Genomic DNA, 26,799 nt, shown 5'->3' with positions numbered 1-26,799 from the left:
TCCGTAAGGAAAGGCGAAGATCGAGATTGCGCCCATTTAGACGCAAGCTCAGCGAAATGAAAACGCCATCATGGTCGGACGGGGCCCACAAACAGCGATGGGGATAACTCAAAGCAAAAAACAGGCCTTGCGCGCAGCGAGGCCGCCGGACTTTGGACCCGCCCCCCCCAAGCGGGGAGCCGATGCGCGCGCCCGGCGTCGGGGACCGCCGCGCGGCCTCATCGCGGCGCTCGTCGCGGCCTTTGCGCTCAGCGCCGCGCCAGGCAAGCCGGGCGCGCAAGTGTTGCAAGCCGCTACACCGGCGCCGGCGGCGAACACGGCCGAGGACTGCGCGAGCCCGCCGGCAAGCCAGGGCCGCCGGCGCGTCGACCTCGAAAAGGCACATGTCATAAGCGTTGACGAACGGCTGGAGCTGATGCTGGACGACGGTCGCCGGCTGAAGATCGCCGGCCTCGATCCGCCGCGCCCGACGCCTGGGGGCCCGGAGCTCGACGTCGAGACGGCGAAAAAGCTCAGCGCCTGGCTCTCCGGCAAGCCGGTCCTGTTCCGGCCGGTTTTCACCGCCCCGGACCGCTGGGGGCGCATCATCGCCGAGGTCTTCGCGCCGGCCGGCGCGCCCGAGGGCGCCGCGCCGATCTCCGTCGCGGGGGCGGCGCTCGACGCCGGGCTGGCGCGGTTTGAATCGGGCGCGGCGGGACGCCGGTGCCGCGCCTTTCTCCTTGCCGCCGAAGGCGCCGCCCGCACCGCCGCGCTTGGCCTTTGGACCGATCCATATTATGCGGTGATCGCCGCCGAAGACCGCGCCTCCTTCGCTGAAAAGACCGGGACAAGCGTCATCGTCGAGGGCCGCGTCGCCCGCGTCGAGGAGGATAAATTTCGCGTCCTTCTGCTGTTTGGCGAACGCCGCGGCTGGGATTTTTCCGTTACAATATTGCAACGCAACCGGAAACTCTTTACGGCCGCAGGATTGGACGTCTCGACGCTGAAAGACAAAACGGTGAGGGTGCGAGGCTTGCTCGATACGCGGTTCGGGCCGCAAATCGAGATCGAGCGCCCTGACGAGATCGAAGCGATGACGCAAGGGCAGGACGCCGCCGCCGCTTCGTCCCGGCGGTAAGACAGGTCTCGAGCGCATGCCTTTCATGAGAATCGTTGGCGCTCGACATTCTGCCGGCGTCGCTCCCCGCCGCAAAGCCCGGACGATCCTCCTTCACGCCGCCGCCCTGCGCGCCGCGGTCCTCGTCGCCTTTGCCGCGTCCGTGGCGCTCGCAGGCTGCGCGTCGATCGAGCCGCAGGGCGAGCCATCCTTCAAGCTCGAGACGCCGCCCCTGCCGCCGCGCCCGCCAAAGCCGGACAGCGAGGCGAGCGCCGAGCACAACCGGATGGTTGCGCTGTTCGACGGCGAGTACAAGGATCCCGCCGCCGAGCGCTATCTCAATGATATTCTGGCGAAGCTCGCCAAGGCGGACGACCGGCGCGGCGAGCCCTACAAGGTGACGATCCTCGATTCGCCCATCGTCAACGCTTTCGCCCTGCCGCCACACGATCTCTTCATCACCCGCGGCCTGCTGGCGCTCGCCAATGACGCGTCGGAAGTCGCGGCCGTCATGGCGCATGAGATTGCTCATCTCACCGCAAAGCACGCGGTCCGGCGAGAAGAAGAGGAAAAGCGCGCGGCGGTGATCAGTCGGGCGGCGAGCATCGTCCAGAACAAGGAAAAAGGCCAGGAGATCGAAGCCTCCGCGCGGCGCACCATCGCGACCTTCTCGCGCCAGCAGGAGCTCGACGCCGACCAGATGGGCATCAAGGCGATCGCCAAGGCTGGTTTCGACCCGTACGGCGCGTCACGCTTCCTTGGCGCGCTCGGACGCTCGGCCGCCCTGCGCACCTCGCTGATCGGTCAGAACGCCAGCGCGGACAAGCCAGACATCCTCGCAACCCATCCTTCGACGCCGGAACGCGTGACGCAGGCGATCGCCGTCGCGCGCCAGATCGCCGCCCCGGGCATCGGCGTCACAGACCGAAACGCCTATCTCTCCGCAATCGACGGCATGGTGTTCGGCGACAGTCCGACAGAGGGAACGGCGCGCGGGCGCAGCTTCCTTCACGCAAGGTTAGGCTTCGCCTTCCTTGCGCCCGAAGGTTTTGTCCTCGAAAATGCGTCAAAGGCGCTGCTCGGCGTGTCGTCCGACGGCAATCAGGCGCTGCGGCTCGACAGCGTCAAGGCCCCGCCCGACATGTCGCTCGAAGCCTATATGGCCTCCGACTGGATCGATGGTCTTGAGCAGGGGTCGATCGAAACCATCGACGTCAACGGCGCGCCGGCGGTGATCGCCAGGGCCAAGGCCGGCGACTGGAGTTTCCGTCTCGCCGTGATCCGCTTCGAGCCGGGGGAGTTCTACCGGCTGATTTTCGCGACCCGCATAGAAAGTGACGAGAGCCAGCAGCGTTTCAAGGACGCGCTCTATTCATTCCATCGCGCGAGCCCGGAGGAAATCCGCGCCGTGCGTCCTCTGCGAATCGAAATTGTCACGGCAAAGCCCGGCGAGCGCCCGCAAGATTTCGCGGAGAAAATGGCGACGCCCGACCGCACGCTCGAGTTTTTCCGGCTGATTAACGGCCTTGAAGCGTCGGCGCCGCTGCAAGCCGGCGAGCGCTACAAGATCGTGGTCGAACAAAACTAAGCGGCCGCTGCAGGAGTTGGCGGGCGCCGGACCAGCGGCCGCCCTCACGCCCGAGACGGTCGACGGGGACGACCATCAAAGGCGCCGCTCCCCATCAGCTTGAGCCAACATGTAAATCTGGACAAACGAGCCCGGAGGATAGATGCTGGGCGCAACGACCGGGGTTACAATTCGTGTCGAGCGATGGGGGAGACAATGACGCTGCAAGCGAAGCTGATATGGGCTGCGGTGGCAGTCGTCGGCGCCTTTTCTTTCGGGGTCGTGGCCCTGACTCGCGGAGAATCGGTCAACGCCGCCTGGTTGGTCGTCGCGTCCGTCTGCATCTATGTCATCGCCTTCCGCTTTTATGGTCTGTTCATCGCCCATACAGCGCTGGGCATTGATCCGACGCGGAAGACGCCAGCCTATCGCCACAACGACGGTCTCGACTACGTTCCGACCAATCGTTACGTGGTCTTCGGTCACCATTTCGCCGCGATCGCCGGCGCCGGGCCGCTGGTCGGTCCGGTTCTGGCGGTGCAATTGGGCTATCTGCCCGGCACCTTGTGGATTCTCGTCGGCGTCGTGTTCGCCGGCGCGGTCCAGGACATGACCGTGCTCTTCCTGTCCACAAGGCGCGACGGCCGCTCGCTCGGCGACATGGTCCGCTCCGAGATGGGGCCGGTGGCCGGAAGCATCGCCGGCTTTGGCGTGATGTTGATCTGCGTCATCGTCCTTGCCGTGCTGGCGCTTGTCGTGGTCAAGGCCCTGATCGGCAGCCCGTGGGGGACCTTCACGGTCTTCTGCACGATTCCGATCGCGCTGTTCATGGGCGTCTACAGCCGCTACCTCCGCCCGGGACGCATTGGCGAGATGTCCATTATCGGCGCAATCCTTTTGCTGCTCTCGCTTGTGTTTGGCCGCGCCGTGTCCGAGAATCCGGCGGTCGCGCCCTATTTCGATCTTTCCGGCACGACGCTGGCGCTGAGCATCATTGGTTACGGCTTCGTCGCCTCCGTGCTGCCGGTCTGGCTCTTGCTAGCGCCACGTGACTATCTGTCGACCTTCCTCAAGATCGGCACGATCGCCGTCTTGGCGGTCGGCATCATCATCGTGCATCCCAATCTTGAGATGCCGCCGGTGACGAAATTTGTCGATGGAACCGGACCGGTCTGGGCCGGCGGGCTGTTTCCCTTCCTGTTCATCACCATCGCCTGCGGCGCCGTGTCAGGCTGGCACGCGCTCATCGCATCGGGCACCACGCCGAAAATGCTTGAAAACGAGAGCCAGATTCCGTTGATCGGCTATGGCGGCATGTTGATGGAATCCTTCGTCGCCATCATGGCCCTGATCGGCGCCTCGATTCTGCATCCGGGCATCTACTTCGCGATGAACAGCGGAGCGGGGCTCATCGGGACGACAGCCGACCAGGCGGCGCAGACGATCTCGAACTGGGGCTTCCTCGTGACGCCCGACATGCTGACCCAGATTGCCCGGGATGTCGGCGAGACCAGCATCCTGTCGCGCACCGGCGGCGCGCCCACGCTGGCGGTCGGCATGGCGACCATCCTGTCGAGTTTCCTCGGCGGTCGGGCGATGATGGGCCTCTGGTATCATTTCATCATTCTGTTCGAGGCCTTGTTCATCCTGACCACGGTCGACGCCGGCACGCGCGTGCTGCGCTTCATGATCCAGGATTACGTCGGCGCCGTCGTCCCCTCTTTCAGGGCGACCAACTCCTGGACGAACACGATCATCGGCTCGGGGCTCGCCTGCGCCTTGTGGGGCTATATCCTTTATCAGGGCGTGATCGACCCCTATGGCGGCATCTGGACGCTTTGGCCGCTGTTTGGCACGGCCAATCAGATGCTTGCCGCGATCGCGCTGATGTTCTGCACCGTTGTCCTGTTCAAGATGAAGCGCCAGCGCTACGCTTGGGTCACGATCGTGCCGACCACCTGGCTCGTCGTGGTCACGGTCACGGCGGGACTGGAAAAAGTGTTCAGCCCCAACCCCGCCATCGGGTTCTTGAGCCACGCCCGCAAGTTCTCCGAGGCGTTGACCGCGGGTAATGTGCTTGCGCCGGCGAAAGATCTGGAGACGATGCGGCGGGTGATCTTCAACGACTATCTGGACGCGACGCTCGCCGCCCTTTTTGTCGGCGTCGTCCTGACGACCCTGTTCTATGCGGTTGTTCATGTCCGCAAGGCGCTGGGAAGTTCGAAGAGCACTGCAGTCGAGATCGGCGGCGCGGCAATGGCGGGAGGCAGGGTTGACTGAGACGACGGGGATCAGATTCGTGTGCGAGATGGTGACCAAGACCGCCCGCCTGATGGTCGGCGTCCCGGACTACGACACCTATGTCGCGCATCGTCAGCTCAATCATCCCGACCAGCCGATCATGAACTACACGGAATTTTTCCGCGAGCGTCAGGAGGCGCGCTACGCCGTGGGCAAGGGACGGTTCCGCGGCTGCTGCTGAACGCGCCCGCACGCGGGACTTTCCGCCCGCGTTCGACGGATCGAAATTGGCGATCTGCTCCGGACTTCTCCCGCTCGCGGTCAATCCTGCTTGTCTCCGTCATCGTCAACGCCGTTGACGGAGCTGCGACGAGGGCGTCCCTTCTGACCGCGTGAGAAGGCGCCGGAACAAGAATTTGTCGTAAAATGCGATTGGCATTCGCCTTGCTCCCGGTTTTTTGTATATTTGTCCGGTCAAAAGGAGCGCCCTAAATGGACAAGTTCGATCGCCCGCGCGAAATCATTGAATTCTGCCTGAAGCCTTTGAACCTCGACGCATCAACCATCGAATATAAAGACGCCTATCGCCGGCTCGAGCATGTCATCAAGACGTATCAGCTCATGATCATCAAAGAGAAGATGCCGGTCGCGGTCGATTTCTCGAAGATGAAGACGATCACCATCAACGAATCGGCGCATGGCGACGACTGAGCTTTGTCGCTGCTTTCAAGGGGGCGCTTGCGGGCGCCGTCGCAGCGCAGCCGCTCGATGTATGGTACGATTGACAAAGGCTGGCGCGACGCCGGCCTTTTTCGTTGTTCGTCCCCGAACCGATGGCCACCTGCCCTCTTCTCCGTTTTACCCTTGCCTAAAATAGGCGCCGTTTCTCGCCCGCCGCGTTAACCATTTTTGTTTAGGATTTCGCTGCGCATCGAGACCGCCGGCCATGCGCGTGCGGGTGAACCGGTCGTGCGCGGCGCATGACCAGAGCGCCGCCAGCAAAGGAGGAGCGCCGCTTGGAACCTGGAGACACCGCCTCACAGCCGCAGGGCGGCGCGCATGATCTGTCGTGCCGCGCTTGCGTCGTCGGCGGCGGCCCCGCTGGAATGATGCTCGGGCTCCTTCTCGCCCGCGCCGGAATCGACGTGATCGTCCTCGAGAAGCACGCCGATTTCCTGCGGGATTTCCGCGGCGACACGATCCATCCCTCGACGCTCGAGGCGCTGCATGATCTCGGGTTCCTCGACGAGTTCTTGCGCCTGCCGCATCAGGAGGCGCAAGAACTCGCCGCCGTCATCGGCGACACACGCGTTCCGATTGCGGATTTTTCGCATTTGCCGACGCATGCCAAGTTCATTGCCTTCATGCCACAGTGGGATTTTCTCAATTTTCTGGCGCGCAAGGCGGCAGCCTATCCGACCTTCCGCCTGCTTATGTCGACGGAGGCTGACGGCCTCATCACGGAAGGCGGCCGGATCGCCGGCGTCCGGGCCAAGACCAAGGACGGCGGCTTGATGATCCGCGCCGATCTCACCTTCGGCGCAGACGGGCGCCATTCGCTGGTGCGCGCGGAGGCGGGTTTTGCGCCAATCGAAATCGGCGCTCCGATGGACGTGCTCTGGTTCAAATTGTCCCGCCGCGCCGATGATCCGAATGAGACCTTCGGCCGGCTCGAAAGCGGCCAGATGCTCGTTCTGATTAACCGCGGCGAGCATTGGCAATGCGGCTATGTGATCGCCAAGGGCTCGGCCGACGCGTTAAAAGCCGAAGGAATCGAAGCATTGCGGGCGCGAATCAAGGCGCTGGCGCCCTTCATGAGCGACCGCCTCGCAGAGCTTGCAAGCGTTGACGACGCAAGGCTCCTCAGCGTCGCGATCGACCGGCTGCCGCTTTGGCACCGGCCGGGGCTGCTTTGCATCGGCGATTGCGCTCACGCGATGTCGCCGGTCGGCGGCGTCGGCATCAATCTCGCGATCCAGGACGCCATCGCCGCGGCCAATCTGCTGTCGGTTCCGCTCCTGAGCCAGCCGCGGCCGCCGGACGACTGCCTCGCCCGCGTGCAGGCGCGGCGCGAATTTCCGGCCAAGGCGACACAAAAGATGCAGGCCTTTATTCAAAGCCGGGTCATCTCGCAGGTGCTGTCGGGCAAAAAACTGACGCCGCCGCTGTTTTTGCGTCTGTTTATCATCTGGCCGCTGCTGCGGCGGCTGCCGGCGCGCCTGATTGGCCTTGGCGTCAGGCCGGAAAGGGTTCGATCGCCGCAAGCGTGACGCTGAGGCGGAGAAAACTCCGGGCCGCCATCAGGCTCTGATTTTTTAAAATTGACCGCGTTAATGAAATTTGCACCGGATTCGATTCAAAAAAACCTTCGTGATCCAGGGCGTGAGCGCTCCTATATCGTTCATAAAGTTCAGGTGAACGCCATAATATCGCTGCATCGTAACCGCAAAGTCCTTGCTTCAGCGGGATTTCGGCGAGCCCCTTCGCTGGCGTCTCGATCGTCAAGTGGCGGCGGGCAAATAATCTAGCGAGGCGCTTGGGGGCGAAGCGGCGGCTGCTCCACAAAGCTTGTGGAGGCGGTTCATTTAAGACGGCATTTTGCAACTTGGCGCCGTCTCTCATCAATAATTCCGGCGCGAAGGCGTGAAACTGGTTTTTCGCCCGCGTTCCGCTCTAAACTTGGAAATCGATCGCGCCGGATTTCGGTTGATTCGCGCGTGGCCTGAAGAAGCGTCAAGGATCATGGACTTCTCATCGCGGGATTGTTCGCTATTTTCGGCGCATCGGCGCAGCCGCGGCGGTCTGTTTGGCCGGGCGGGCGCGCTGCTCCTTGCCGCTCTTGCCTGCCTCGGCGTCCCGCTGCGCGCCGAAGCCGCGCCCTCCCTGCTCATGGATCTCGGCAGCGGGGCGGTGCTTTATGAAGACCATGCGACGCAGCCGTGGTTTCCCGCCTCCCTGACCAAGCTCATGACCGTCTATGTGGCGCTCCAGGCCGTGCGCGATCACCGCATCGCTTTCGATACGGCGCTTATCGTCTCGCCCCGCGCCGCGGCGATGCCGCCGTCCAAAATGGGCTTTCGTCCCGGCACGATGGTGACGCTCGACACCGCGCTGAAAATTCTCATGGTGAAATCGGCCAATGACGTGTCCGTCACCGTGGCGGAGGGCGTATCGGGGTCTGTCGCAGCTTTCGCCGCCGAAATGAACGCGACGGCGGCCGCGCTCGGCATGCAGCAATCGCATTTCGTCAATCCGAACGGCTTGCCCGATCCGCAGCATTATTCCTCGGCGCGCGATCTCGCGCTGCTGGCGCGGGCGCTCTATCTGACCTTCCCTGAACATGCCGATCTGTTCAGCATCGGAGCGCTGGAAATCGGCGGCAAGGTCATGGCCAATCACAATAATCTGCTCGGGCGCTATCCCGGCGTCGACGGCATGAAGACCGGCTTCACCTGCGCCGCCGGCTTCAATGTCGTCGCCAGCGCGACGCAGGGCGGGCGCAAGCTCGTCGCCGTCATTCTCGGCGCGCCGAATGTCGCGCTGCGGACGGTCAAGGCCGCCGCTCTTTTCGACCGCGGCTTTGCCGGGATCGACCGGCCCTCGCTGCAGGTGGCGGCCCTGCCGCTGCAAGGCGGCGCTCCGCCCGACAATGGCGCCTCCATCTGCCGCAGCCGCGGCGCGGCGATCGTCGCCTTCAATGCCGAGAACGAGCGCCTGCTGGCCCCGCTGGAGGCGTCGACCAATCAGGCCTTCGCCTCGTCGCAGGGGGCCTCCTTCTATGATTCCAGCGCGCTGTCGCGCATTTCGCCCATGGCGACCCGGATCGCTTTGGTTCCGCCGCCGAATTTCGATCCGGTGCCGATCCGGATCGCCGGCTATGCCGGCGCAAACGGGGCGGCGGAAAGCCGCGGCGGCGACGCCGACGAAGAACCGGCCTCGGTCAGCGCCTTCGCGCCAAAAAGCGGCGCAATTGCCGGCGCAGCGAAACTCGCCCCTGACGCCAAGGCGCTGCCGATGAAGGGCGCGAAAGCCGCCGCCCGCGAGAAAGCGGCCGAGCGCGCCGCGACCCGTCATCGCCATCATGGCGCGGCGGCGACCGCCAGCGCAAAGGCGCGTGGCAAGGCCGTGGCGGTGAAAGAGGCGAAGGGCCGACGCCATGGCGCGGCCAAAGAGCAAGCGTCCGTCGAGGCGCCAGAGGCAAAGCCCATTCCGCCGCACAAGGGAAAGCGCGGCGCCGAGGCGAAAGCCACGCCGCCCAAAGCCGCCGCCGCAAAGGCCACGCCGACTCCCGCCGGGAAGGGAGCGCAAGCCCCCGCCGGCAAGAAAGCGCAAGCCGCCGCCACGGAATGAGCGACAAGGGTACGTCCCATCAAGAGAGAGACGCGGACGCCGGGACGGCTCGCGACGCCGATCCCGCGAGGCGCCGGCCGCCGCCGCCTATCCCGCTGACCGTCATCACCGGCTTTCTCGGGGCCGGCAAGACGACGCTGCTCAATCGTCTCCTGCGCGACGAAGCGCTGTCCGACGCGCTGGTCATCATCAATGAATTCGGCGAGATCGGCCTCGATCATCTGCTTGTCGAAACGGCGGGCGATGATCTCCTGGTCATGACCTCGGGCTGCCTGTGCTGCTCGATCCGCGGCGATCTCGTGACGACTCTCGAGGATGTTTTGCGGCGTCGCGACAATGACCGCATCGCGCCCTTCAACCGTGTCGTGATCGAGACGACCGGCCTCGCCGATCCGGCGCCGGTGCTGCACACCATCATGTATCATCCCTATCTGATGCTGCGCTTTCGCCTCGACGGCGTGCTGACGCTGGTCGACGCCGTCAATGGCGCTTTGACGCTCGACGCCCATGCGGAAGCGGTCAAGCAGGCCGCGATGGCCGACCGCATCATCCTCTCCAAAACCGACCTTCTGGAGGGCGACGCCGGAAAGGAGGCGCTCTTGGACTTGCGACGGCGCCTCGTCCGCCTAAACCCCGGCGCCCGCCTCCTCGACGCCGCCAAGGGCGAGGCCAAAGCCGGCGCGCTGCTCGACGCCGGGCTCTACGATCCCGAACGCAAGACGCTCGACGTGCGTCGCTGGCTCAATGCGGAGGCTTTCGCGGCCGATCACGATCATGACCACGATCATGGTCATCATGATGGCGGCCCCCATGAGCACGCCAGGCCCGACGTAAACCGCCATGATGCGCGCATCCGCGCCTTTTGCATGCGGTTCGAAGGGCCGATCGCGCCGGCCGCGTTCGATCTCTTTCTCGAATTGCTGCGCAACGCCCATGGTCCCAGCCTGCTCAGGGTCAAGGGAATCGTCGCGCTCGGCGACGATCCTTTGCGGCCCGTGGTGATTCATGGCGTCCAGCATGTGTTCCATCCGCCGGTCCGGCTCGCGGCCTGGCCCGACGCCGATCATGCGACCCGGATCGTGTTCATCCTGCGCGACATGGAGCCCGCTTTCGTGGAGGGCCTGTGGCAGGCTTTCGCCAATGTTCCCGGGCTTGACCGTCCCGACGCCGCCGCGTTGCAGGACAATCCGCTGGCGCCGGCCAGATCTGGCCTGCTCGGCTGAATTTTGCTCAATCCCGGCGCATTCCCTTGAATTCAGGCCCGCAATGATCAATTGACCGACTTACCCGCAGATCGGGAAAGGTATGGCGGCGACGCAGCGTCTCGACAAATGGCTCTGGTTCACCCGCGTCACTAAGACGCGGACGCTGGCTACGCGGCTGGTCCTTGACGGCCATGTGCGACTGAATGCGCGCCGTATCGACGCGCCGGCCAAGCAGGTTGGAGAAGGCGACGTCCTGACCGTCGCGCTGGAGCGTGAGGTGCGAATCTTGAAGGTGCTGCAAGCGGGAACACGCCGCGGCCCCTTTCGCGAAGCGCGGCTGCTGTTTGAGGAATTGAGCGAAAACGCGATTGCGCCAGACAGAGACCGCGACGGCGGGCGGCAATCCAATCCTTGATTATAGGCCGCAAAGGCGCTAGTGGGGCGCTCCCGCCGGAGAGGAAGTGGTTCCGCCGGGCGTCGCGGCGTTTTCGCGACGTTGCGCGCATTGGAATTTTGATGCGCGGCGGCCGATCAGCAAACTGGAGCGGCTGCGCGCCGCATAATCCCCGGGTCCGTCGGGGCGGCGGACCCTGTCCGCAAGGGAGCGTTTGTGATGACCTATGTCGTCCTCGAAAACTGTATCAAGTGCAAATATATGGACTGCGTCGAAGTCTGTCCGGTCGACTGTTTCTACGAGGGCGAGAACATGCTCGTCATTCATCCGGATGAATGCATCGACTGCGGCGTTTGCGAGCCTGAATGTCCGGCGGAGGCGATCAAGCCGGACACCGAGCCGGGCATCGAGCAGTGGATCACGCTCAACGCCGACATGGCGCAGTCCTGGCCCAATGTGACCATGAAGCGGGAAGCCGCGGCCGACGCCAAGCAGTTCGATGGCAGACCCGGCAAATTCAAGGAGTTTTTCTCGCTCGAGCCTGGCAAGGGCGACTAGTTCGTGATGATTTAGATTTCAATCAACCTTGCGTCATGAGCGATCGACGCCATGTGTTTGAAGGGCGTTCATTTTGGACGCATCCGGACCTTTTCGCAGACGGGTGAGCTTGGCCGAGCGCTTGACGTCTGACCGGAGCTTTGCGCATTAAGAGGATAACAGCGGCGCGCGGACTCGAATCCTTTGATTCTTTTCAACCTCTGTGCTATACACTTATGTGACAGTTGCAGTTTCGGGATCTTAACAATTCGCCATCGTCCGCGTCTTAGTTCGTCTAATACCTAATGACGATAGTTTATGGTGCTGCGCCCCCGCTTCGGTCGGGGGTTTTCCGGCGCATAACGGACGGTCTTCGTTCAGAAACGCCCTAAGGGCTTTGCGTGAGCGGCTTGCGCCGGTCATCGCGATATTCGTCAATGACGAATTCCCCGGTTCGTCGTTGTGGTTTGTTCCGTCTCCAACGCGGAACGAGATAAGGGAGCGCAGATGAGGTCCGTCAAGAAGACCCTACAGCCGTCAAAAATCAAATCAGCGGCGCCTGCCAATGCATCGAAACAATTCATGACGTCTTCCTCCCCGATTATGGCCGAGACGGGCCCGGATGCGGAGGAGCCCAGGATCAGCGCGCCGGCCGGCGCGACGCCGTCACAGCATTCGGCTGCGGCGGATGCGCCGCGTGAAAAGGGCGGCGCCAAAAGCGCGCCAAGGAGCGCCGCCAAGAACATCGCGGACGCCGCGGCGGTAACCAAGGATAGCGCTACGGCCAAAGAAAAAAGAAACGCAGAACGAAGAGAAACGGGACGTGGGACGGTCGAGAAAACCGCGCCCGAGGCGAAAGTCGCCGTTCCGGTAAAGGCGTCTGCTGCGGACAGGAGCTTGTCGACGAAATACGCTTCGGCCAAGAAAACTCCGGCCAAGAAAACTTCGGCGAACCCGGCCCTTGCGGTTGAAGGCGCCGAGAAGAGATCAGAATTTGCGCCGAGCGTCTCGGCCGTTTCGGTCGCCCGCTTTCAAGCCGTGAGGACGGCTGCGGCGGCTGCGCAGCAAAAAACTACGAGCCACGCAGCGGCGCCTCTTCGCGCCGCGGCGTTTTCATTGTCGCCCCCGGACCCAGACGAGCAAGATATAGTGACAAAGAAAGTGGAAAAGAAAGCGGCCGTCCTTGATGTGGCGGTCAAAGTCGATGCTCCTGCCGAAGCCGGCGCGGCCGAAGCCGTTGTCGCCCCGGTTGCGGCTATTGACCCGAAGGCTGCGCTCGCGAAGCCGGCCAAGGCCGCCGGCGCGCGCCAGGGGGGATTCAAGCCGAATGAATTCATCGTTTATCCGGCGCATGGGGTCGGTCAGATCGTCGCGATCGAAGAACAGGAAGTGGCTGGCTTCAAGCTCGAACTGTTCGTCATCAGCTTCGTCAAGGACAAAATGATTCTCAAGGTGCCGACGCCGAAGGTGGCGAGCGTCGGGATGCGCAAGCTCGCCGAGGCGGACGTCGTCCGCCGTTCCCTCGACACCTTGGCCGGCCGGGCGCGCATCAAGCGCACCATGTGGTCGCGCCGGGCGCAGGAATATGAGGCGAAGATCAATTCAGGCGATTTGATCGCCATCGCGGAAGTCGTTCGCGACCTTTACCGTTCGGATTCGCAGCCCGAGCAGTCCTATTCCGAGCGTCAGCTCTATGAGGCCGCGCTCGACCGCATGGCGCGGGAAGTTGTCATCGTGCAGAAATTGACCGAGACGGAAGCGCTGAAGGCGATTGAAGCGCAGCTGCAAAAAGGTCCGCGCCGCGGCAAGGCGGAAGAGATCGAAGTCGACGATGCGGAATCGGAGATCGAGGAAGCCGCCTGACGGTTTGCCTTCGCCGCGCTTTCCACGCGACGCATTCACGACAAAAGGCCCGGCGGTTCGACGCCGGGCCTTTTGCGTTCTCGGGCTCATCGCCCCCGCCAACGCCCTTGAATCGGGGCCGCCCAGCGCCATATCGGAGAAGACGGCAGACGCCGCGGGACGCCTCTGAAGGGTCCCTTTGTCGAAGGCTTCGAGAGCTTCGCTGATGTCGCGCGGATCCAACTCACATTCCCCTTTTGTGCTGGGCTTTGGCGCAATCGAGCGCAGTTTTCCGCGGAGCGTCAGACCGAACTCCGACGGTTACCCGCCCTATAATATCGAGCGCGTGCCTGGCGACGGCGCGGCGCCGGCGCGGCTTCGGGTCATCATCGCGGTCGCGGGTTTTACCGCGGACCAGCTCGAGGTTGTCGAGCAGCAGGAGCAAATCGTCATTCGCGGCCGTCAGACCGAGGAGCGAGAGCGCTCCCATCTTCACAGAGGCATTGCGACGCGCCAGTTTCAGCGCGTTTTTCTACTCGGCGAAGCCATGCAGGTGGCGCATGCCAGTCTCGATCGGGGCCTGCTTTCGGTCGAGCTGACGCCGCGCGCGTCGAAGCCGGATTGAGCCGGGCGGCGCGCCCAATGGACAAGAGGAGACAGACGATGGTTTCGCATGGCGAGGTTGAAAATTTTGGTCGGTTGACCGACGAGCAATTGGCGCGCCTTGGCGGCGGTCAGGTCGCCTATGTGCGGACGATGCAATCGGATGAGGTGAACAGGCTGTTTCCGCAAGCCCCCGTGATGCAGCCGGGAATGCGCCTGTTCGCGCTGCTTGCCGCCGACGGCTCGCCGATCGCGGTCACGCAATCGCGCGACGCGGCCCTTGCCAATGCGATGGAGCATGAGCTCGAGATGGTGAGCCTGCATTAACGTAAGCGCGGCGGCTTCGGCGCGCTGCACACCGCCTGCCTGAGCCTTCAGGGACTTAGGGCGCCGAAAGACTTGGAACCTTCCAGTATTCCACGACGTTCGGCGCGCAATACAGTTCCTTCATGGAGGCGATCATGGGACGCAGCGTGCTACTTTGGCTTGTCGGTGTGCCGATACCGGTTATTCTGCTGCTCTATTTTCTGTGGCATTGACTTTCGACTGGAGCGCATCGACGGCGGCCAGATATAATCCTTTGGAAATGCGTACGCTTGGCGCCCGGATCTTGTGGAGGCGGCGGATTTAGTCGCGGTTTGAAATTGCCCCGCAGGTCGCTTAATCTTGCGTGATGATTGAAGAGCCTGTCGCCCCGGCGCAACCCGCGCCAGATGATTACGATCCGCTTGCCGAAGCAAAACTGCTGCTGCGCGCCGGCCGCGCAGCCTCGCTCGCCACCTTGACGGCGGACGGCGCCCCCTTTGCCAGCCTGGTCAATATAGCGACCGCGCCGGACGGAGCGCCGATCCTTTTGATGTCGCGCCTCGCGGCGCATACCCGGCAGCTCGAGCGCGATCCGCGCCTGTCTTTGCTGATCGTTCAAACCGGCGCCGGCGATCCGCTCGCCCATCCTCGCCTGACGATTTCGGGGCTCGCCACGCGTGCGGACGACGCCCGCGTCCGCGACGGGCTGCGCGCGCGCTTTCTGGCGCGTCATCCGAAGTCGGCGCTTTACGCTGATTTCGGCGATTTTTCATTCTGGCGGGTCGAGGTCGCGCTGGCTCATCTCAACGGCGGTTTTGGCCGCACCGGCAATTTCAACGCCGCAGCGATCCTGACCCCGCTCGGCGAGGCAGACGCGCTGCTGGCGTCGGAACGAGACGCCCTGGCTCATATGAACGCCGATCACGCCGACGCGCTCACGCTTTACGCGGCCGCCTTTGCTGGAAAGAACGGCGCAGATTGGCTCGCGACCGGTCTTGATCCCGAAGGTCTCGACCTCATGCGCGGTGATGAGGCGGCAAGGATCGTGTTCCCGCGGCGGGCGCAAAATCCAGGAGAGTTGCGTGCGATTCTGGTAGAGCGGGCCAAAGTGGCGCGCGAATTGCTGCAACCGTCTTGAAACCGGGCGCTTTCGACGCCTGGCCTTATAACATCCTCACCTGACGCGTGATCTCAAGCAAAACAAGCTCGGCGGGGCCAAGTTGAAGCCGAGCATTGATGACGCTTGAGCGCGCTTAGTCTAACGCAAGCGCTCGCCTGCTCTGCGAACGACGGCGTTCGGGTAGAATAATCATCAAATCCGCATAGCCTAAACGTCGGATATTGGCCGGGAAATTATTCGGCTATTCTGCGCCTCTACCTCGCTCATGCGCGGGAGCTTGGCGCTATGCCGCAAGCTGCCCGCGACACCGACCTATTGGCGGAGAGACTATGCCTAACGAGACCGGTTTGTTCAATCCTTCCTTCGGCGTCGACCAGTTCGGCCTCAACGAGGCGAAGTCGATTTTTTATAATCTTGAGGCGCCGCAGCTTTATGAGGAAGCGATCCGCCGTGGCGAGGCAAAGCTCGCGAAAAATGGTCCGCTCGTCGCCGACACCGGCGTCCATACCGGCCGCTCGCCCAAGGACAAATTCATTGTCCGCGACGCCGTGACGGAAAGCTCGATCTGGTGGGACAACAGCAATTCCATCACCCCCGCTCAATTTGACGTTCTTTACGCCGACATGCTTGCCCACACGGCCGGGCGCGACGTTTTCGTGCAGGACCTCTTCGGCGGCGCCGAGCCAGCGAACCGCGTCAGGGCGCGCGTCCTCACCGAATATGCCTGGCACTCGCTCTTCATCCGCAATCTGCTGATCCGCCCGACGACGGAAGAGGTTCAATCTTTCGTCAGCGACCTCACCATTCTCGATCTGCCTTCGTTTGAGGCCGATCCTGCGCGCCACGGCTGCCGCTCGCAAACGGTGGTCGCCATCGATTTCACGCGCAAGATCGTGCTCATCGGCGGCACGAGCTACGCCGGCGAAATCAAGAAGTCGGTGTTCAGCTATTTGAATTTCGTGCTGCCCGCGGCCGGCGTCATGCCGATGCATTGCTCCGCCAATGTCAGCAAGGAGGGCGCCTCGACCGTGTTCTTCGGCCTCTCCGGCACGGGCAAGACCACGCTGTCGGCCGACGCCTCGCGCACGCTCGTCGGCGACGACGAACATGGCTGGAGCCCGGAAGGGATCTTCAATTTCGAGGGCGGCTGCTACGCCAAGGCGATCAAGCTGTCGCGCGAGGCCGAGCCCGAAATTTTCGCGACTACCGAGCGCTTCGGCTCGATCATGGAAAATGTCGTGCTCGATCCGCGCACGCGAAAGCCCGATTTCGACGATGCGTCGAAGACCGAGAACACCCGCATCGCCTACCCGCTGTATTTCATCGCCAATGCGTCTGAGACGGGGCGCGCCGGCCATCCGACCAATATCGTCATGCTGACCTGCGACGCCTTCGGCGTGCTGCCGCCGATCGCCAAGCTGGAATCGGCGCAGGCCATGTATCATTTTCTGTCCGGCTACACCGCCAAGGTCGCCGGCACGGAAAAGGGCGTCAGCGAACCGCAGGCGACCTTCTCGACCTGCTTCGGCGCGCCCTTCATGTCGCGCCACCCGAGCGTCTACGGCAATCTGCTGCGTGATCTCGTCGCCAAACACGGCGTCAATTGCTGGCTCGTCAACACCGGCTGGACCGGCGGCAAATATGGCGTCGGCCGGCGGATGCCGATCAAGGTAACGCGCGCTTTGCTCGCCGCCGCCCTCGATGGATCGCTCGCCAAAGCGGCCTATCGCGTCGATCCTTATTTCGGCCTGTCGACTCCGCTCGCCGTTCCGGGCATCGAATCGGCGATCTTGAATCCGGTCGAGACCTGGGCCTCGAAGGAAGAATTCGCCATACAGGCGAGCAAGCTCGTCGGCATGTTCCGCGACAATTTCGTGAAATTTGCGTCCCACGTCGATCCCGAGATCATGAAGGCGCAGCCGGCCGCCGCCGCGGCCTGAGCATTCTTCAAAGCAATCCTTGCTTCAAAAATAAAGGCCGCCCATGAGGCGGCCTTTTGCGTGCATGATAGGCGTCATCCGATCACGTCAACGCCTCGAAGACCGCCTTCGGGCTCACAACTGCGGGGAAGGCCTGCTTGTGAGGTCGAGATCTTCCTAAAACCGCAGCGCCTTCGCCTCTTTGACGCCGGCAAGCCGCCGCACCGCATCCAGCACTTTCTCGGGCACAGACTCATCGACCTCGACGAGGGCGATCGACGATCCGCCCTCGCGATCGCGGCCGAGCGCGAAGGTGGCGATATTGATTCCGGCATTGCCGAGAATGCTGGCGAAGCGGCCGATGAATCCGGGCCGATCCTCATTGGTCACATAGACCATCGCGGGTCCGACCGCTGCGTCGACCTTGATCCCGTTGATCATGATGATGCGCGGCTTGCCGTCATTGAAGACCGTGCCGGAGACGCTGCGCTCCTGCCCCCCGGCCTCGACGCAGAGCGTGACGATCGATTCGAAGTCCGCCTCCGCCGCGCGCGTCACCTCGTCGATGACGACGCCAAGCTCGCGCGCGACCGTCGGCGCCGACACCACATTGACTTCGGCGAGCAAGGGGCGCAGCAGCGCCGCCATCATCGTCGCCGACAGCGCCTTGATCTTGAGATCGGCGACCTCGCCCTCATAGGTGATCGAGACGCGGACGATATTGCTTTCGATCAGCTGGCCGGCGAACGAGCCGAGACGGTCGGCGAGCGCGATGAAGGGTTTCAGCTTCGGCGCTTCTTCGGCGGTGATCGAAGGGTAATTGATCGCATTGGAAATCGCGTCGCGCATCAGATAGTCGGACATCTGCTCGGCGATCTGCCTTGCGACATTTTCCTGCGCCTCCCGCGTCGAGGCGCCAAGATGCGGGGTCACGATTGCATATCGATGGCGAAACAGCGGATGATCCTCCTGCCGCTCCTTTTCCAGAATATCGATGGCGACGCCCGCGACATGGCCGGATTGGAGCAGATCGAGCAGCGCCGCCTCGTCGATCAGCGCAGCGCGGCAGGAGTTGATGATCATCACCCCCGGCTTGGTCTTGGCGAGATTTTCCTTTGAAAGAATGTTCTTCGTATGCGGCGTCACCGGCGTGTGCAGCGACAGGAAATCGGCGCGGGCGAGCAATTCGTCGAGCTCCATTTTCTCGACGCCAAGGTCGAAGGCGCGCTCCGGCGACAGAAAAGGATCATAGGCCATGACGCGCATGCGCAGGCCGATGGCGCGATCAGCGACGATCGAGCCGACGCTGCCGCAGCCGATCAGCCCCAGAATCTTGCCGGTGATCTCGACGCCGAGAAATTTCTCCCACTTGCCCTGACGCGTCGAGGCGTCGGCCTCGGGAATGCGCCGCGCCAGCGCAAACAGGAGGGCGATGGCATGTTCGGCCGTGGTGATCGAATTGCCAAAGGGCGTGTTCATCACGATTACGCCCCGCGCGGTCGCCGCCGGCACGTCGATATTGTCGACGCTGAGGCCGGCGCGGCCAATGATCTTGAGTCGCGGCGCGCGCTCCAGAAGTTTCGCGGTGACCTTGGTCGAAGAGCGGATGGCGAGCCCGTCATAATCGCCAATGATCTCGGCAAGTTTTTCGCGGTCGCGGCCGATATCGGGTCGATAGTCCACCTCAAGGCCGCGCGCCTCGAAAATGGCGAGCGCGGCGGGAGACAGCGTATCGGAAATCAGGACGCGCGGCGCCAAGCGGGTTCAGGCTCCAGTTTTTGGACTGTCGTCGCATCTATGGGATGCGAGGGGCTCGCGCGCAAGGGAGAGGCGCTTCTGTTGAGTTCCGCTTCGGATGGAAAATGGAAGGACCAATGACGGGCGTCAGCGCAGAGCGAAAAGCATCATAACTGTCAACGACTTTACAACAATGCTATTGCATCACTCGGATCCTTAACGAACCCCATGATGATGCGGTGCAAGCGGGACCAACTATAGCTACCGCTCGACGGGTGCACGGTTGCGAGACAACAGACCTTTGTTCCGTCTACGAAACGATATGATTTAACGTCACGATGATATATATCTTCTCCGAGCGTGACGGGCTCCATCCCGTTCCATAATCCCTTACCGCATACCAAAACTCTTTCTGGACGAAGCTGTTCCAAAACCAATCTGAATCGCTTCTGCGATTCTTGGAAAACTTTCGACGACGGGCGGACGCGTGGGCCGCCGGAGATTGGCGACTGGATGAAATTGTAAAAGGCTAGTTTATCCCAAAGTGGACGGCCACCGTTCGGGGCCCACCCTTTGAAGCGCATTTCACACAAAAGGGCTTGTTCAAGCCTTGGCCAGAAAACAGCGCCATGCTCACGAGCAATGATCTTTAAAATGCACTCGCGCGTGAAACTATTCCCTAGGACATGCTTCTCCCCATTCCATTCGTCGTAATGGCTTTCCCCTAGAATTAACAGACGGCGGCCGTGGAAGCCTTCATCGTATTTCTTACCAATCCAAGGTAGAAAAGCGACATTTTGGGCTAACAAAATGCGGTCTAAAACCTCATAATCCATGCCTTAGACTCCAGCGTCTTGGCTTATCGAGATCAATAGCGATTGTATAATCTACAGCGTATTGAATATATCGTAAATTAATATTGTTTTTTGTCTCTTGGTTCCTATCAATCTATTATTTCAAGCCTGCTAACGCGTTCTATCCACGCGTCTCTTGACTTTTCCACAAATGCACCCAAGGCCCGCAAATCATTATCACTCACACCGATCGCGCCACCGTCATTATGAACCAGATTATCCAACACGCCATCGTCAACCAGAGCTAATATCTCATTGTAGGTATACGGCTTTTGATCGTCCTGCTCGTCCGGCCGATAAACAACTATTTCAGGATCAGTGAGGTCTTTTTGTTTTCTCAAGCCCTCCTCGTAATTATCGTCAAAGAGTTGCCATGCAAGTAATGGCCACGCACTGCGCGGAATAAAGTATCTCTTCTCCCATTCAGCTTTCTCAGCAAAGCGGACCAAGTTAAAACTCCCAAGCTAACATGATGCCCACGCGATAGCGAAGCTTGAGCCGAATCCCCTGCGGCGCGCAACTTCTCGCGCAGTCCCGCGAACGACAGCGTGAACATAAGCATACGCTTTTGCACGAAAGCAAATGCTCACTCCGGCAGCCCCGCCCGCCGCAGACCCTCGCAGAAAATCGCCAGATCCTCCGGCCGGCGGATCGAGAGCCAGTCCTTGACTGCAGAAATGCACAGCGCGGGATCGAGACGGCGCAAATGCTCCATGGCCCGCTGCGCCGGCTCCGCCCGGCCGGCCAGAGCATGGCTTGCCGCGCTGATGCAATTCGCCATCAGAAAGCTCGGCAGGTTGCGGAGATAGCTTCCTCCGCCCATGAGGATGCGGCGTCAAAGCGCTGCGCAAATAGATGCGCGACCGCCATTCCGGCCTGCATGCGATACATCTCGGGATCCAATGGGCTGAGCCGCATGGCCCGCGCGAAATGCGAGATGGCCACCTCTGTTTCACCGCGCCAGACCCTCAGATAGCCGCCCAGAAACCAGGCCGCCGCAAGGTTCGGATTAAGCGCGAGCGCCCGGTCGAGCATGGCGACGCCGCCATCGAGATCGCCGGCGAGATGGCCGAGCGCATCGCCGCCCCGAGTCAGCGCAACCGCATCGTCCCTGCCAAGCTCCACAGCCCTTGCGGCCAGTCTTGCGCCCTCAGCGGCCTCCCGCGCGCGGTCGGCGGTCCAGCCGTTCACCCTGCGCCAGAGATAACACCATGAAGCCATGCCATAGGCCGAGGCGTAGCCCGGATCGAGCGCAATCGCCTGTTCAAAAAGCCTTAGCGCGTCGCTGATCGACTCCCTGTCGCCCCGGTGCAGATTGGCGATTCCGCGCAAATAGCAATCATAGGCGTTGAGGCTTGTGGTCGGCGCCCGTTGCGCGCGCGCGATTTCCGCCCGTTCCAGCTCTGGCGCCATCGCGCCGACGACGCTGGCTGCGACCTGATCCTGCAACGCGAAGATGTCATCGAGAGCGCCCTCGAAACGCTCCGCCCAGAGATGCGCGCCGGTCGATGCGTCAATGAGCTGGCCGGTGATGCGCACTCGGTTCGCCGCCTTGCGCACGCTGCCTTCCAGCACGTAACCGACGCCGAGCTCACGGCCCGCCTGTTTCAGATCCCCTTGCCGGCTCCTGTAGGCAAAGCTCGAATTGCGCGCGATGACAAACAGCCAGCGAATGCGCGACAAGGCCGTGATGATGTCTTCGACAATGCCATCGGCGAAATAATCCTGCTCCGGGTCGCCGCTCAGGTTCTGGAACGCCATCACGGCGATCGAGGGTTTTTCGGGCAGAGGCAGCGCCGGCGTCTCGCCGGATGGAGGCGGTTCGGCGGGCGTTGAGGAGCCATTCAGCGAAGGCGCTTCCCTGACTTCGGCGACGAAGCGGAACCCCTTGCGGGCGATCGTCTTGACCAGCCGCTGATCCGCGCCGCTGTCGCCGATAGCCTTGCGCACCGCATTGATATGGCTGGCGAGAGTCGATTCGGAAACGATCCGCCCGCTCCACACTGCGTCGAGCAGATCATCCCTGCTGACGACGCGCTCACGGTTTTGCACGAGATGCGCCAGCAGGTCGAAGACCTGCGGCCCGATCGCGATCGCCTCTGAGCCGCGCGTCAGCTCCCTGCGATCGAGGTCGAGCACAAAGTCTTCGAACAGAAATTGCACTTCGGCGCTCCACAACTCCGTCCGTTGTCAGCGGGCCATTGATAGCACGCGGGGCGTTTTCGGGGCGGTCCGCCTGCACGAAAATCCAAAGGACACGTCAAGGGAAATCCAAGGCAAATCCAAGCGAAATTCAGGATCCCTGCAAAGTCTTCCGCCCGGCTCGCAGGCATTCTGGCCGCGCTGGATCGCGATTGACGCGTTCCTGACAGAGGAGAGAGACATGAAAATCGTGGTTATTGGCGGAAGCGGCCTGATCGGAAGCGATGTCGTGAACAGGCTTCGCAAGGGCGGCCATGACGTGATTGCGGCCTCGCCCAACTCGGGCGTCAACACCATCACCGGCGAGGGGCTGTCGCAGGCGCTCTCCGGCGCAGAGATCGTCGTCGATGTGGCCAATTCGCCGTCCTTTGAGGACAAGGCCGTTCTCGAATTTTTTGAGACTTCCGGCCGCAATCTGTTCGCCGCTGAAGCCGCCGCCGGCGTCCGGCATCATATCGCGCTGTCGGTGGTCGGCGCCGAGCGCAACCCGGACAGCGGCTATCTGCGCGCCAAGCTCGCGCAGGAAAGGCTGATCAAGACGTCAGGGATCCCCTACACCATCCTGCGCGCAACCCAGTTCTTTGAATTTGTCGCCGCCATCATCCAGTCCGGCGCGGATGGCGACAGTTTCCGCCTGTCTCCAGCGCTGTTTCAGCCGATCGCCGCCGACGATGTCGCCGCCGCTCTGGCCGATCTTGTGGTCGGCGCGCCGCTGAACGGGACGGTCGAAGTCGCCGGCCCCGAGCCGATTACGCTCGACGCCATCGCAAGACAGTATCTGGCCGCCAAAGGGGACACACGCCTGGTGATCGCCGACGTGCACGCCCGCTATTTCGGCGGCGAGCTGAACGACAAGTCGCTGACGCCCGGCGACCGCCCGCGGCTTGGATCAATCCGCTTCGCCGATTGGCTCAAGGCGTCGGCTGCAAAGGAAAAGCGCAGCGAACAATTTGTCGGGTCGCATTAAACAGCCGCCGAGGGGCGTGGACCATGATCATCATTCAGGACAAGCCTGCTGTTGCGGCCGCCGTGATCGCAATGGCGGGGCTCAATGCGGTGTTTCTTTCCGCGAACGGGCTTTTCATGCTGATCGACCCGCTGGCGTGGTATGCGCTCGTGCCGGGGGTGACCGATACCGGCTTCTTCAACCAGCATTTCATCCGCGATATCGGACTGATCCAGCTGTTCATCGGCGTCGCCTTCGGTCTCGGCCTGTATTTGCCGGAACGCCGGATCGGCCTGTGGGCGGCGGCCACCTTGTGGCTCAGCGCGCATGCGCTGTTTCACTTTTGGGAGATTGCGGTCGGCATCTGCTCGCCCGCGGTCATTCCCCGCGATTTCCCGGCAGTGACCCTGCCGGCGATTCTCGGGATCGTGCTGACAGCGTGGGCGATTCGCAGTTCCGGCCTGCGGCGGGCGGCGCAGGCACGCGGCGTAGTTTGAAATACAGCGGGCGCCGGCAAGGCGGACGCCCTGCCGAGGCCGATGGTGCGATCGGCGACGATCGAGCCAACGCCGCCGCAACCGACCAGCCCCAAGATCTTGCCTATGATCTCGACGCCCAGAATTTCGGCTTTGGCGAAGCTGGACCCGTTGATGGCGGGCAGAAGGGCCGAAACCAGACAGCCCTCTTAGCACGCCAGAAAATCAAACGGGACGTTCGCGCGAGACTTCTCCAACAGCTAATTTGCGCGCCGATCGTGACTGTTGGGAAAAATATCAAGGGGTGGGTTTCATCGCGGTCCTGCGTGTCTGCGCCACGGTCAACCATACGGCCGAAACGAAGAAGTAGAAGGCGCCGAACGCGGCGTAAGGCGCGATATCCGTGATGCTGGGAGCAGCGTCGCCGGTCGCCAGTTTGACGAAGAAGGCGCCGGCAAGCGCCGACTGCGCCCCGCTCAGAATCATCGCCCACTGGGCGCCCGCCCTCCAGCGGCGCACAGCGGTAGCTGACTGGAGCAGTCCGGCGAGAATGGCCCAGGCGCCAAACACCGCCAGCACCGAGTACAGGCTTTGTCCAAGGGCGATGATGACCGCGATTGTCGTGACCGTGCTGACCGCTGCGTTGAGCGCCTGGCTTGGATTGGCCTTCATGCCGCCGCTGCGCTGCGCGTCGCCGACATTGGCGATCGCGTCCCACGCTGGGTAGGCGACAAGAAGCGCCGCCGCGATCGGCGGCGAGCTCTTTGCAACGGTGAAGGCGGCCGCCACCCAACCGACCGAAAAGGCGGCGCGGACGAAATAATAAGATCTCAACCATTGCGGTGCAGAGCCGGAATGGGTCGTCTGGATAGTCTGATTGCTCACTGGAACATCCTGTCCTGTTGCTTGAAAGATGGTGTCCGACGTAGCGGACGACCGTCGCGCAGGTCTCTCGCACGCGGGTCTCTCGCCTCATCGGTCCGGTTTATTGGCAATACGCCAAACATGCTGGACGCCGCGAGGATGAGCTTTATCCTAGCGGCTTATTATCTTGTAAAACCGTGCTCTTATGCTGTTTAATCTAAAGGCTGAGGCGCGGATCTTCCATGATGGAAATGCTTGAAAACTTGATGATTCATCCAGACGGAGAACCGCGTGGCGCGACCTCCAGCGACCTGCTGTCTCATGTGCTGGCGCAAATCCGCCTTACCGGGGAACAGGTCTTTTCGCGGACGCTTGCCGAGGCGGAGCAGTTGGACATTGACGCCGCTGAGGCCCATGTCGTCGTGGTCATGGCCGGCGCGGTGCAGATCGAGGCCGATAATGAGACGCCCGCCGTTATCGACACTGGCGATCTGGTGCTGCTGCCCCGTGGCCGTGGCGAATCGCGGCTGGTAGCGTCACGTCAACGCGTGATGGTTGTCGTCTGCCGCTTCTGGTTCGATCCCGACAGTCTTCGAGGCATGATCTTCGCTCTACCTCAGCGCATTCATATTCCGCGCGTCGATGCGGCAGGTTGGATCGACGGCATGCTGCGTTTCTTGATGATCGAAACAGACGACCCCCAGCCAGGAGCGGCCTTGATGATTTCCCGGATCATCGACCTTCTCGTCATCCGCGCTCTGCGCAGTTGGGTCCATAAAGGACAGAAGGCGGGGTGGCTCGGAGGGCTCACCGATGCCCGCATCGCCCGATCCTTGAAAGCCATCCACGAGAAGCCGATGCAGCGTTGGAGCGTCAATACCCTGGCGAGCCTGGTCGGCATGTCCCGTTCCAGCTTTTGCGACCGGTTCACGGCTCTCGTCGGACGCTCGCCCCTCCGCTACCAGAATGAATCGCGCTTGGCGTTGGCGCGGGACATGCTCGCAAAGCGGGACGCGCGCGTGGGCGAGATCGGCTTGCGCATCGGCTACGAGTCGGAGGCGGCCTTCAGCCGCGCCTACAAGCAGCTCTTCGGCCACTCGCCAAGTGTAGAATATGGCCTGATGAATGACGGGACGCGAGGGAGCCCTTAAAAGCAACGGGCGCCCACCGAGTGGACGCCCGCGAAAAATCTACTCGGCCGGAGTTTTACGCCGCCTCAGCAAACACCGTAGCCTTCGCCCGCGCATAGGCATAATCGATCCATTGCGTCAGCGCCACGAGATCAGCCGTGTCGACCGTCGCGCCGCACCAGATGCGAAGGCCGGGAGGCGCGTCGCGATAGGCGTTCACGTCAAAGGCGACGCCCTCGGCATCGAGGAAATTCACCACTTCGGCGGCAAAGGCGGCTTCCGCCTGAATCCCGCCGGAGGTGATGGCGGGATCGGTGAATTTCAGGCAAGTCGCGGTCGTCGAGCGAATCGCCGGGTCACTGGCGAGGAATTCAATCCAGGGCGTGCGCGCGACCCAGTCGCTCATCGCCCTGGCATTGGCGTCGACGCGCGCAATCAGCGCGTCGACGCCGCCGATCGACTGCGCCCAGGCAAGCCCATCGAGATAATCCTCGACGCAGAGCATGGAAGGCGTGTTGATCGTCTCGCCCTCGAACACCGCTTCGAGGATGCGCTGCTTCTCGGCGAGCCGGAACAGTTTCGGGATCGGCCAGGACGGCGTGAAGGTTTCAAGCCGCTCGGCCGCGCGCGGGCCGAGGATCAGCATGCCATGCGAGGCCTCGCCGCCCAGCACCTTCTGCCAGCTATAGGTCACGACATCGAGCTTGTCCCAGTCGAGCCTTTGCGCGAAAGCCGCCGAGGTGGCGTCGCAAATGGTCAGACCCTTGCGGTCGGCGGGAATGAGATCGGCGTTCTGGACGCAGACGCCGGAGGTCGTGCCGTTCCAGGCGAAAATCACGTCATTGTCGAAATCAACCGTCGCAAGATCGATGATCTCACCGTAATCAGCGACGCGGGCGCGGGCGTTCGGCAGGCGCAGCTGCTCGATGAGGTCGATCGCCCAATGCTCGCTGAAGGCCTCCCAGGCGATCGCTTCGACCGGGCGCTGGCCGAGAAGCGACCACATCGCCGCCTCGACGGCGCCGGTATCGCCGCCCGGAATGATGGCGATCCGGTGCGTCGCCGGAACTTCCAGAACTTCACGGGTGAGGTCGATGGCGCGGCGGAGTTTTGCGCGATTGCCGGCCGAGCGGTGCGAGCGTCCGGCGGCATAGCCGCTGAGGGCTTCAAAGCTCCAGCCTGGCCGTTTTGACGCAGGGCCGCACGAAAAATAGGGCCGCGCAGGTTTCAGCGCGGGAATCGTCGTTTGCATTTCGCCATCCTTCCAGATGTGCGCCCTTCGTTGGGGAAGGGTGTCCCGCTTATCTGAATAGGGTGAAGTCCGTTTAAGGTCAAGATGGCGGGTCTACCTGCGCGGCGTTGTGTCGCCCTTTTTTCGCCATCAATGGCGCGAGTTGCGGCGCCGCCGTC

27 protein-coding genes are annotated in these 26,799 nt (G+C 62.5%); 18 read left to right on the top strand and 9 right to left on the bottom strand.

Annotated features, from left to right (window positions below; translation table 11 throughout):
* Positions 1-127: 127 nt before the first annotated feature.
* From CR492_RS05195 to CR492_RS05170, 6 genes are all read left to right on the top strand, one after another.
* Positions 128-1,117, top strand: coding sequence for a hypothetical protein (locus CR492_RS05195; RefSeq protein WP_146030177.1), 990 nt, complete (start codon positions 128-130; stop codon positions 1,115-1,117).
* Between the two features lie 25 nt (positions 1,118-1,142).
* The gene (locus tag CR492_RS05190) at positions 1,143-2,684 is read left to right on the top strand and encodes a M48 family metalloprotease (protein WP_348626704.1); all 1,542 of its coding nucleotides are present in this window, start codon (positions 1,143-1,145) and stop codon (positions 2,682-2,684) included.
* Between the two features lie 195 nt (positions 2,685-2,879).
* Positions 2,880-4,943 (top strand): carbon starvation CstA family protein, encoded by a 2,064-nt coding sequence (locus tag CR492_RS05185; protein ID WP_210200237.1) that lies wholly within the window; start codon positions 2,880-2,882, stop codon positions 4,941-4,943.
* The gene (locus CR492_RS05180) at positions 4,936-5,145 is read left to right on the top strand and encodes a YbdD/YjiX family protein (protein WP_280951521.1); all 210 of its coding nucleotides are present in this window, start codon (positions 4,936-4,938) and stop codon (positions 5,143-5,145) included. Before CR492_RS05185 ends, CR492_RS05180 begins: the two co-directional genes overlap by 8 nt.
* Before the next feature lie 251 nt (positions 5,146-5,396).
* Entirely contained in the window at positions 5,397-5,615 is a 219-nt protein-coding gene (locus tag CR492_RS05175) for a hypothetical protein (protein ID WP_102842673.1), read from the top strand.
* Positions 5,616-5,920: 305 nt separating this feature from the next.
* Positions 5,921-7,174, top strand: a complete 1,254-nt coding sequence (locus CR492_RS05170; protein ID WP_102842672.1) for an FAD-dependent oxidoreductase — start codon at positions 5,921-5,923, stop codon at positions 7,172-7,174.
* Here the strand turns inward: CR492_RS05170 and CR492_RS05165 are convergent.
* The gene (locus tag CR492_RS05165) at positions 7,140-7,526 is read right to left on the bottom strand and encodes a hypothetical protein (protein WP_146030176.1); all 387 of its coding nucleotides are present in this window, start codon (positions 7,524-7,526) and stop codon (positions 7,140-7,142) included. The two genes, CR492_RS05170 and CR492_RS05165, sit on opposite strands and share 35 nt — an antisense overlap.
* Before the next feature lie 120 nt (positions 7,527-7,646).
* Between CR492_RS05165 and CR492_RS20425 the strand changes: the two genes are divergently transcribed.
* The 4 genes from CR492_RS20425 to fdxA all read left to right on the top strand — a co-directional run bounded on the left by CR492_RS20425 (position 7,647) and on the right by fdxA (position 11,411).
* Positions 7,647-9,254 (top strand): D-alanyl-D-alanine carboxypeptidase family protein, encoded by a 1,608-nt coding sequence (locus CR492_RS20425; protein ID WP_146030175.1) that lies wholly within the window; start codon positions 7,647-7,649, stop codon positions 9,252-9,254.
* On the top strand, positions 9,251-10,477 hold the full coding sequence (locus CR492_RS05155) for a CobW family GTP-binding protein (protein ID WP_102842670.1): 1,227 nt from the start codon (positions 9,251-9,253) through the stop codon (positions 10,475-10,477). Before CR492_RS20425 ends, CR492_RS05155 begins: the two co-directional genes overlap by 4 nt.
* Before the next feature lie 82 nt (positions 10,478-10,559).
* Complete coding sequence (locus tag CR492_RS05150; protein ID WP_102842669.1) at positions 10,560-10,874, top strand: RNA-binding S4 domain-containing protein; 315 nt, start codon at positions 10,560-10,562, stop codon at positions 10,872-10,874.
* A gap of 198 nt (positions 10,875-11,072) precedes the next feature.
* Positions 11,073-11,411, top strand: coding sequence for a ferredoxin FdxA (fdxA, locus tag CR492_RS05145; protein ID WP_102842668.1), 339 nt, complete (start codon positions 11,073-11,075; stop codon positions 11,409-11,411).
* Positions 11,412-11,824: 413 nt separating this feature from the next.
* Here fdxA and CR492_RS21080 read toward each other — a convergent pair whose 3' ends face one another.
* Entirely contained in the window at positions 11,825-12,313 is a 489-nt protein-coding gene (locus CR492_RS21080; RefSeq protein WP_245411970.1) for a hypothetical protein, read from the bottom strand.
* A gap of 226 nt (positions 12,314-12,539) precedes the next feature.
* Between CR492_RS21080 and CR492_RS05140 the strand changes: the two genes are divergently transcribed.
* From CR492_RS05140 to CR492_RS05120, 5 genes are all read left to right on the top strand, one after another.
* The gene (locus tag CR492_RS05140) at positions 12,540-13,253 is read left to right on the top strand and encodes a CarD family transcriptional regulator (RefSeq protein WP_348626703.1); all 714 of its coding nucleotides are present in this window, start codon (positions 12,540-12,542) and stop codon (positions 13,251-13,253) included.
* A 205-nt stretch (positions 13,254-13,458) separates the two neighbouring features.
* Complete coding sequence (locus CR492_RS05135) at positions 13,459-13,857, top strand: Hsp20 family protein (RefSeq protein ID WP_102842755.1); 399 nt, start codon at positions 13,459-13,461, stop codon at positions 13,855-13,857.
* Between the two features lie 38 nt (positions 13,858-13,895).
* Complete coding sequence (locus CR492_RS05130; RefSeq protein WP_102842667.1) at positions 13,896-14,162, top strand: DUF1150 family protein; 267 nt, start codon at positions 13,896-13,898, stop codon at positions 14,160-14,162.
* Positions 14,163-14,508: 346 nt separating this feature from the next.
* Positions 14,509-15,279: a HugZ family protein gene (locus CR492_RS05125; protein ID WP_102842666.1), complete on the top strand. Its 771-nt coding sequence runs from the start codon at positions 14,509-14,511 to the stop codon at positions 15,277-15,279.
* A 311-nt stretch (positions 15,280-15,590) separates the two neighbouring features.
* Positions 15,591-17,201, top strand: coding sequence for a phosphoenolpyruvate carboxykinase (locus CR492_RS05120; protein WP_102842665.1), 1,611 nt, complete (start codon positions 15,591-15,593; stop codon positions 17,199-17,201).
* 156 nt (positions 17,202-17,357) lie between these two features.
* Here CR492_RS05120 and serA read toward each other — a convergent pair whose 3' ends face one another.
* The 5 genes from serA to CR492_RS05105 all read right to left on the bottom strand — a co-directional run bounded on the left by serA (position 17,358) and on the right by CR492_RS05105 (position 21,934).
* Positions 17,358-18,938, bottom strand: coding sequence for a phosphoglycerate dehydrogenase (serA, locus tag CR492_RS05115; RefSeq protein WP_102842664.1), 1,581 nt, complete (start codon positions 18,936-18,938; stop codon positions 17,358-17,360).
* 164 nt (positions 18,939-19,102) lie between these two features.
* On the bottom strand, positions 19,103-19,753 hold the full coding sequence (locus CR492_RS20420) for a hypothetical protein (RefSeq protein ID WP_146030174.1): 651 nt from the start codon (positions 19,751-19,753) through the stop codon (positions 19,103-19,105).
* A 107-nt stretch (positions 19,754-19,860) separates the two neighbouring features.
* Positions 19,861-20,220: a hypothetical protein gene (locus tag CR492_RS05110; RefSeq protein WP_102842663.1), complete on the bottom strand. Its 360-nt coding sequence runs from the start codon at positions 20,218-20,220 to the stop codon at positions 19,861-19,863.
* A 137-nt stretch (positions 20,221-20,357) separates the two neighbouring features.
* Positions 20,358-20,552: a hypothetical protein gene (locus CR492_RS21485; RefSeq protein ID WP_432431196.1), complete on the bottom strand. Its 195-nt coding sequence runs from the start codon at positions 20,550-20,552 to the stop codon at positions 20,358-20,360.
* The gene (locus tag CR492_RS05105; protein WP_432431195.1) at positions 20,552-21,934 is read right to left on the bottom strand and encodes a winged helix-turn-helix domain-containing tetratricopeptide repeat protein; all 1,383 of its coding nucleotides are present in this window, start codon (positions 21,932-21,934) and stop codon (positions 20,552-20,554) included. Before CR492_RS05105 ends, CR492_RS21485 begins: the two co-directional genes overlap by 1 nt.
* 220 nt (positions 21,935-22,154) lie before the next feature.
* On the opposite strand from CR492_RS05105, the gene CR492_RS05100 reads away from it, so the two are divergent.
* Positions 22,155-22,940 carry an SDR family oxidoreductase gene (locus tag CR492_RS05100; RefSeq protein ID WP_102842662.1) on the top strand — a complete coding sequence of 262 codons (786 nt, stop codon included), beginning with the start codon at positions 22,155-22,157 and terminating at the stop codon, positions 22,938-22,940.
* Positions 22,941-22,963: 23 nt separating this feature from the next.
* The gene (locus CR492_RS05095; protein ID WP_348626702.1) at positions 22,964-23,416 is read left to right on the top strand and encodes a hypothetical protein; all 453 of its coding nucleotides are present in this window, start codon (positions 22,964-22,966) and stop codon (positions 23,414-23,416) included.
* Between the two features lie 276 nt (positions 23,417-23,692).
* Here CR492_RS05095 and CR492_RS05090 read toward each other — a convergent pair whose 3' ends face one another.
* Positions 23,693-24,280, bottom strand: a complete 588-nt coding sequence (locus CR492_RS05090) for a DUF308 domain-containing protein (RefSeq protein WP_180982430.1) — start codon at positions 24,278-24,280, stop codon at positions 23,693-23,695.
* Between the two features lie 221 nt (positions 24,281-24,501).
* Between CR492_RS05090 and CR492_RS05085 the strand changes: the two genes are divergently transcribed.
* Positions 24,502-25,410, top strand: a complete 909-nt coding sequence (locus CR492_RS05085; RefSeq protein ID WP_102842661.1) for an AraC family transcriptional regulator — start codon at positions 24,502-24,504, stop codon at positions 25,408-25,410.
* Between the two features lie 55 nt (positions 25,411-25,465).
* Here the strand turns inward: CR492_RS05085 and CR492_RS05080 are convergent, their stop codons facing one another.
* Complete coding sequence (locus CR492_RS05080; protein ID WP_102842660.1) at positions 25,466-26,641, bottom strand: phosphoserine transaminase; 1,176 nt, start codon at positions 26,639-26,641, stop codon at positions 25,466-25,468.
* Positions 26,642-26,799: the final 158 nt, after the last annotated feature.

It is taken from the genome of Methylocella silvestris (genome assembly GCF_002891535.1).
In the GTDB taxonomy this organism is placed as follows: Bacteria; Pseudomonadota; Alphaproteobacteria; order Rhizobiales; family Beijerinckiaceae; genus Methylocapsa; species Methylocapsa silvestris_A.
Note: the sequence above shows the minus strand (reverse complement) of the source record. Positions and strands in the feature narration are given on the sequence as shown.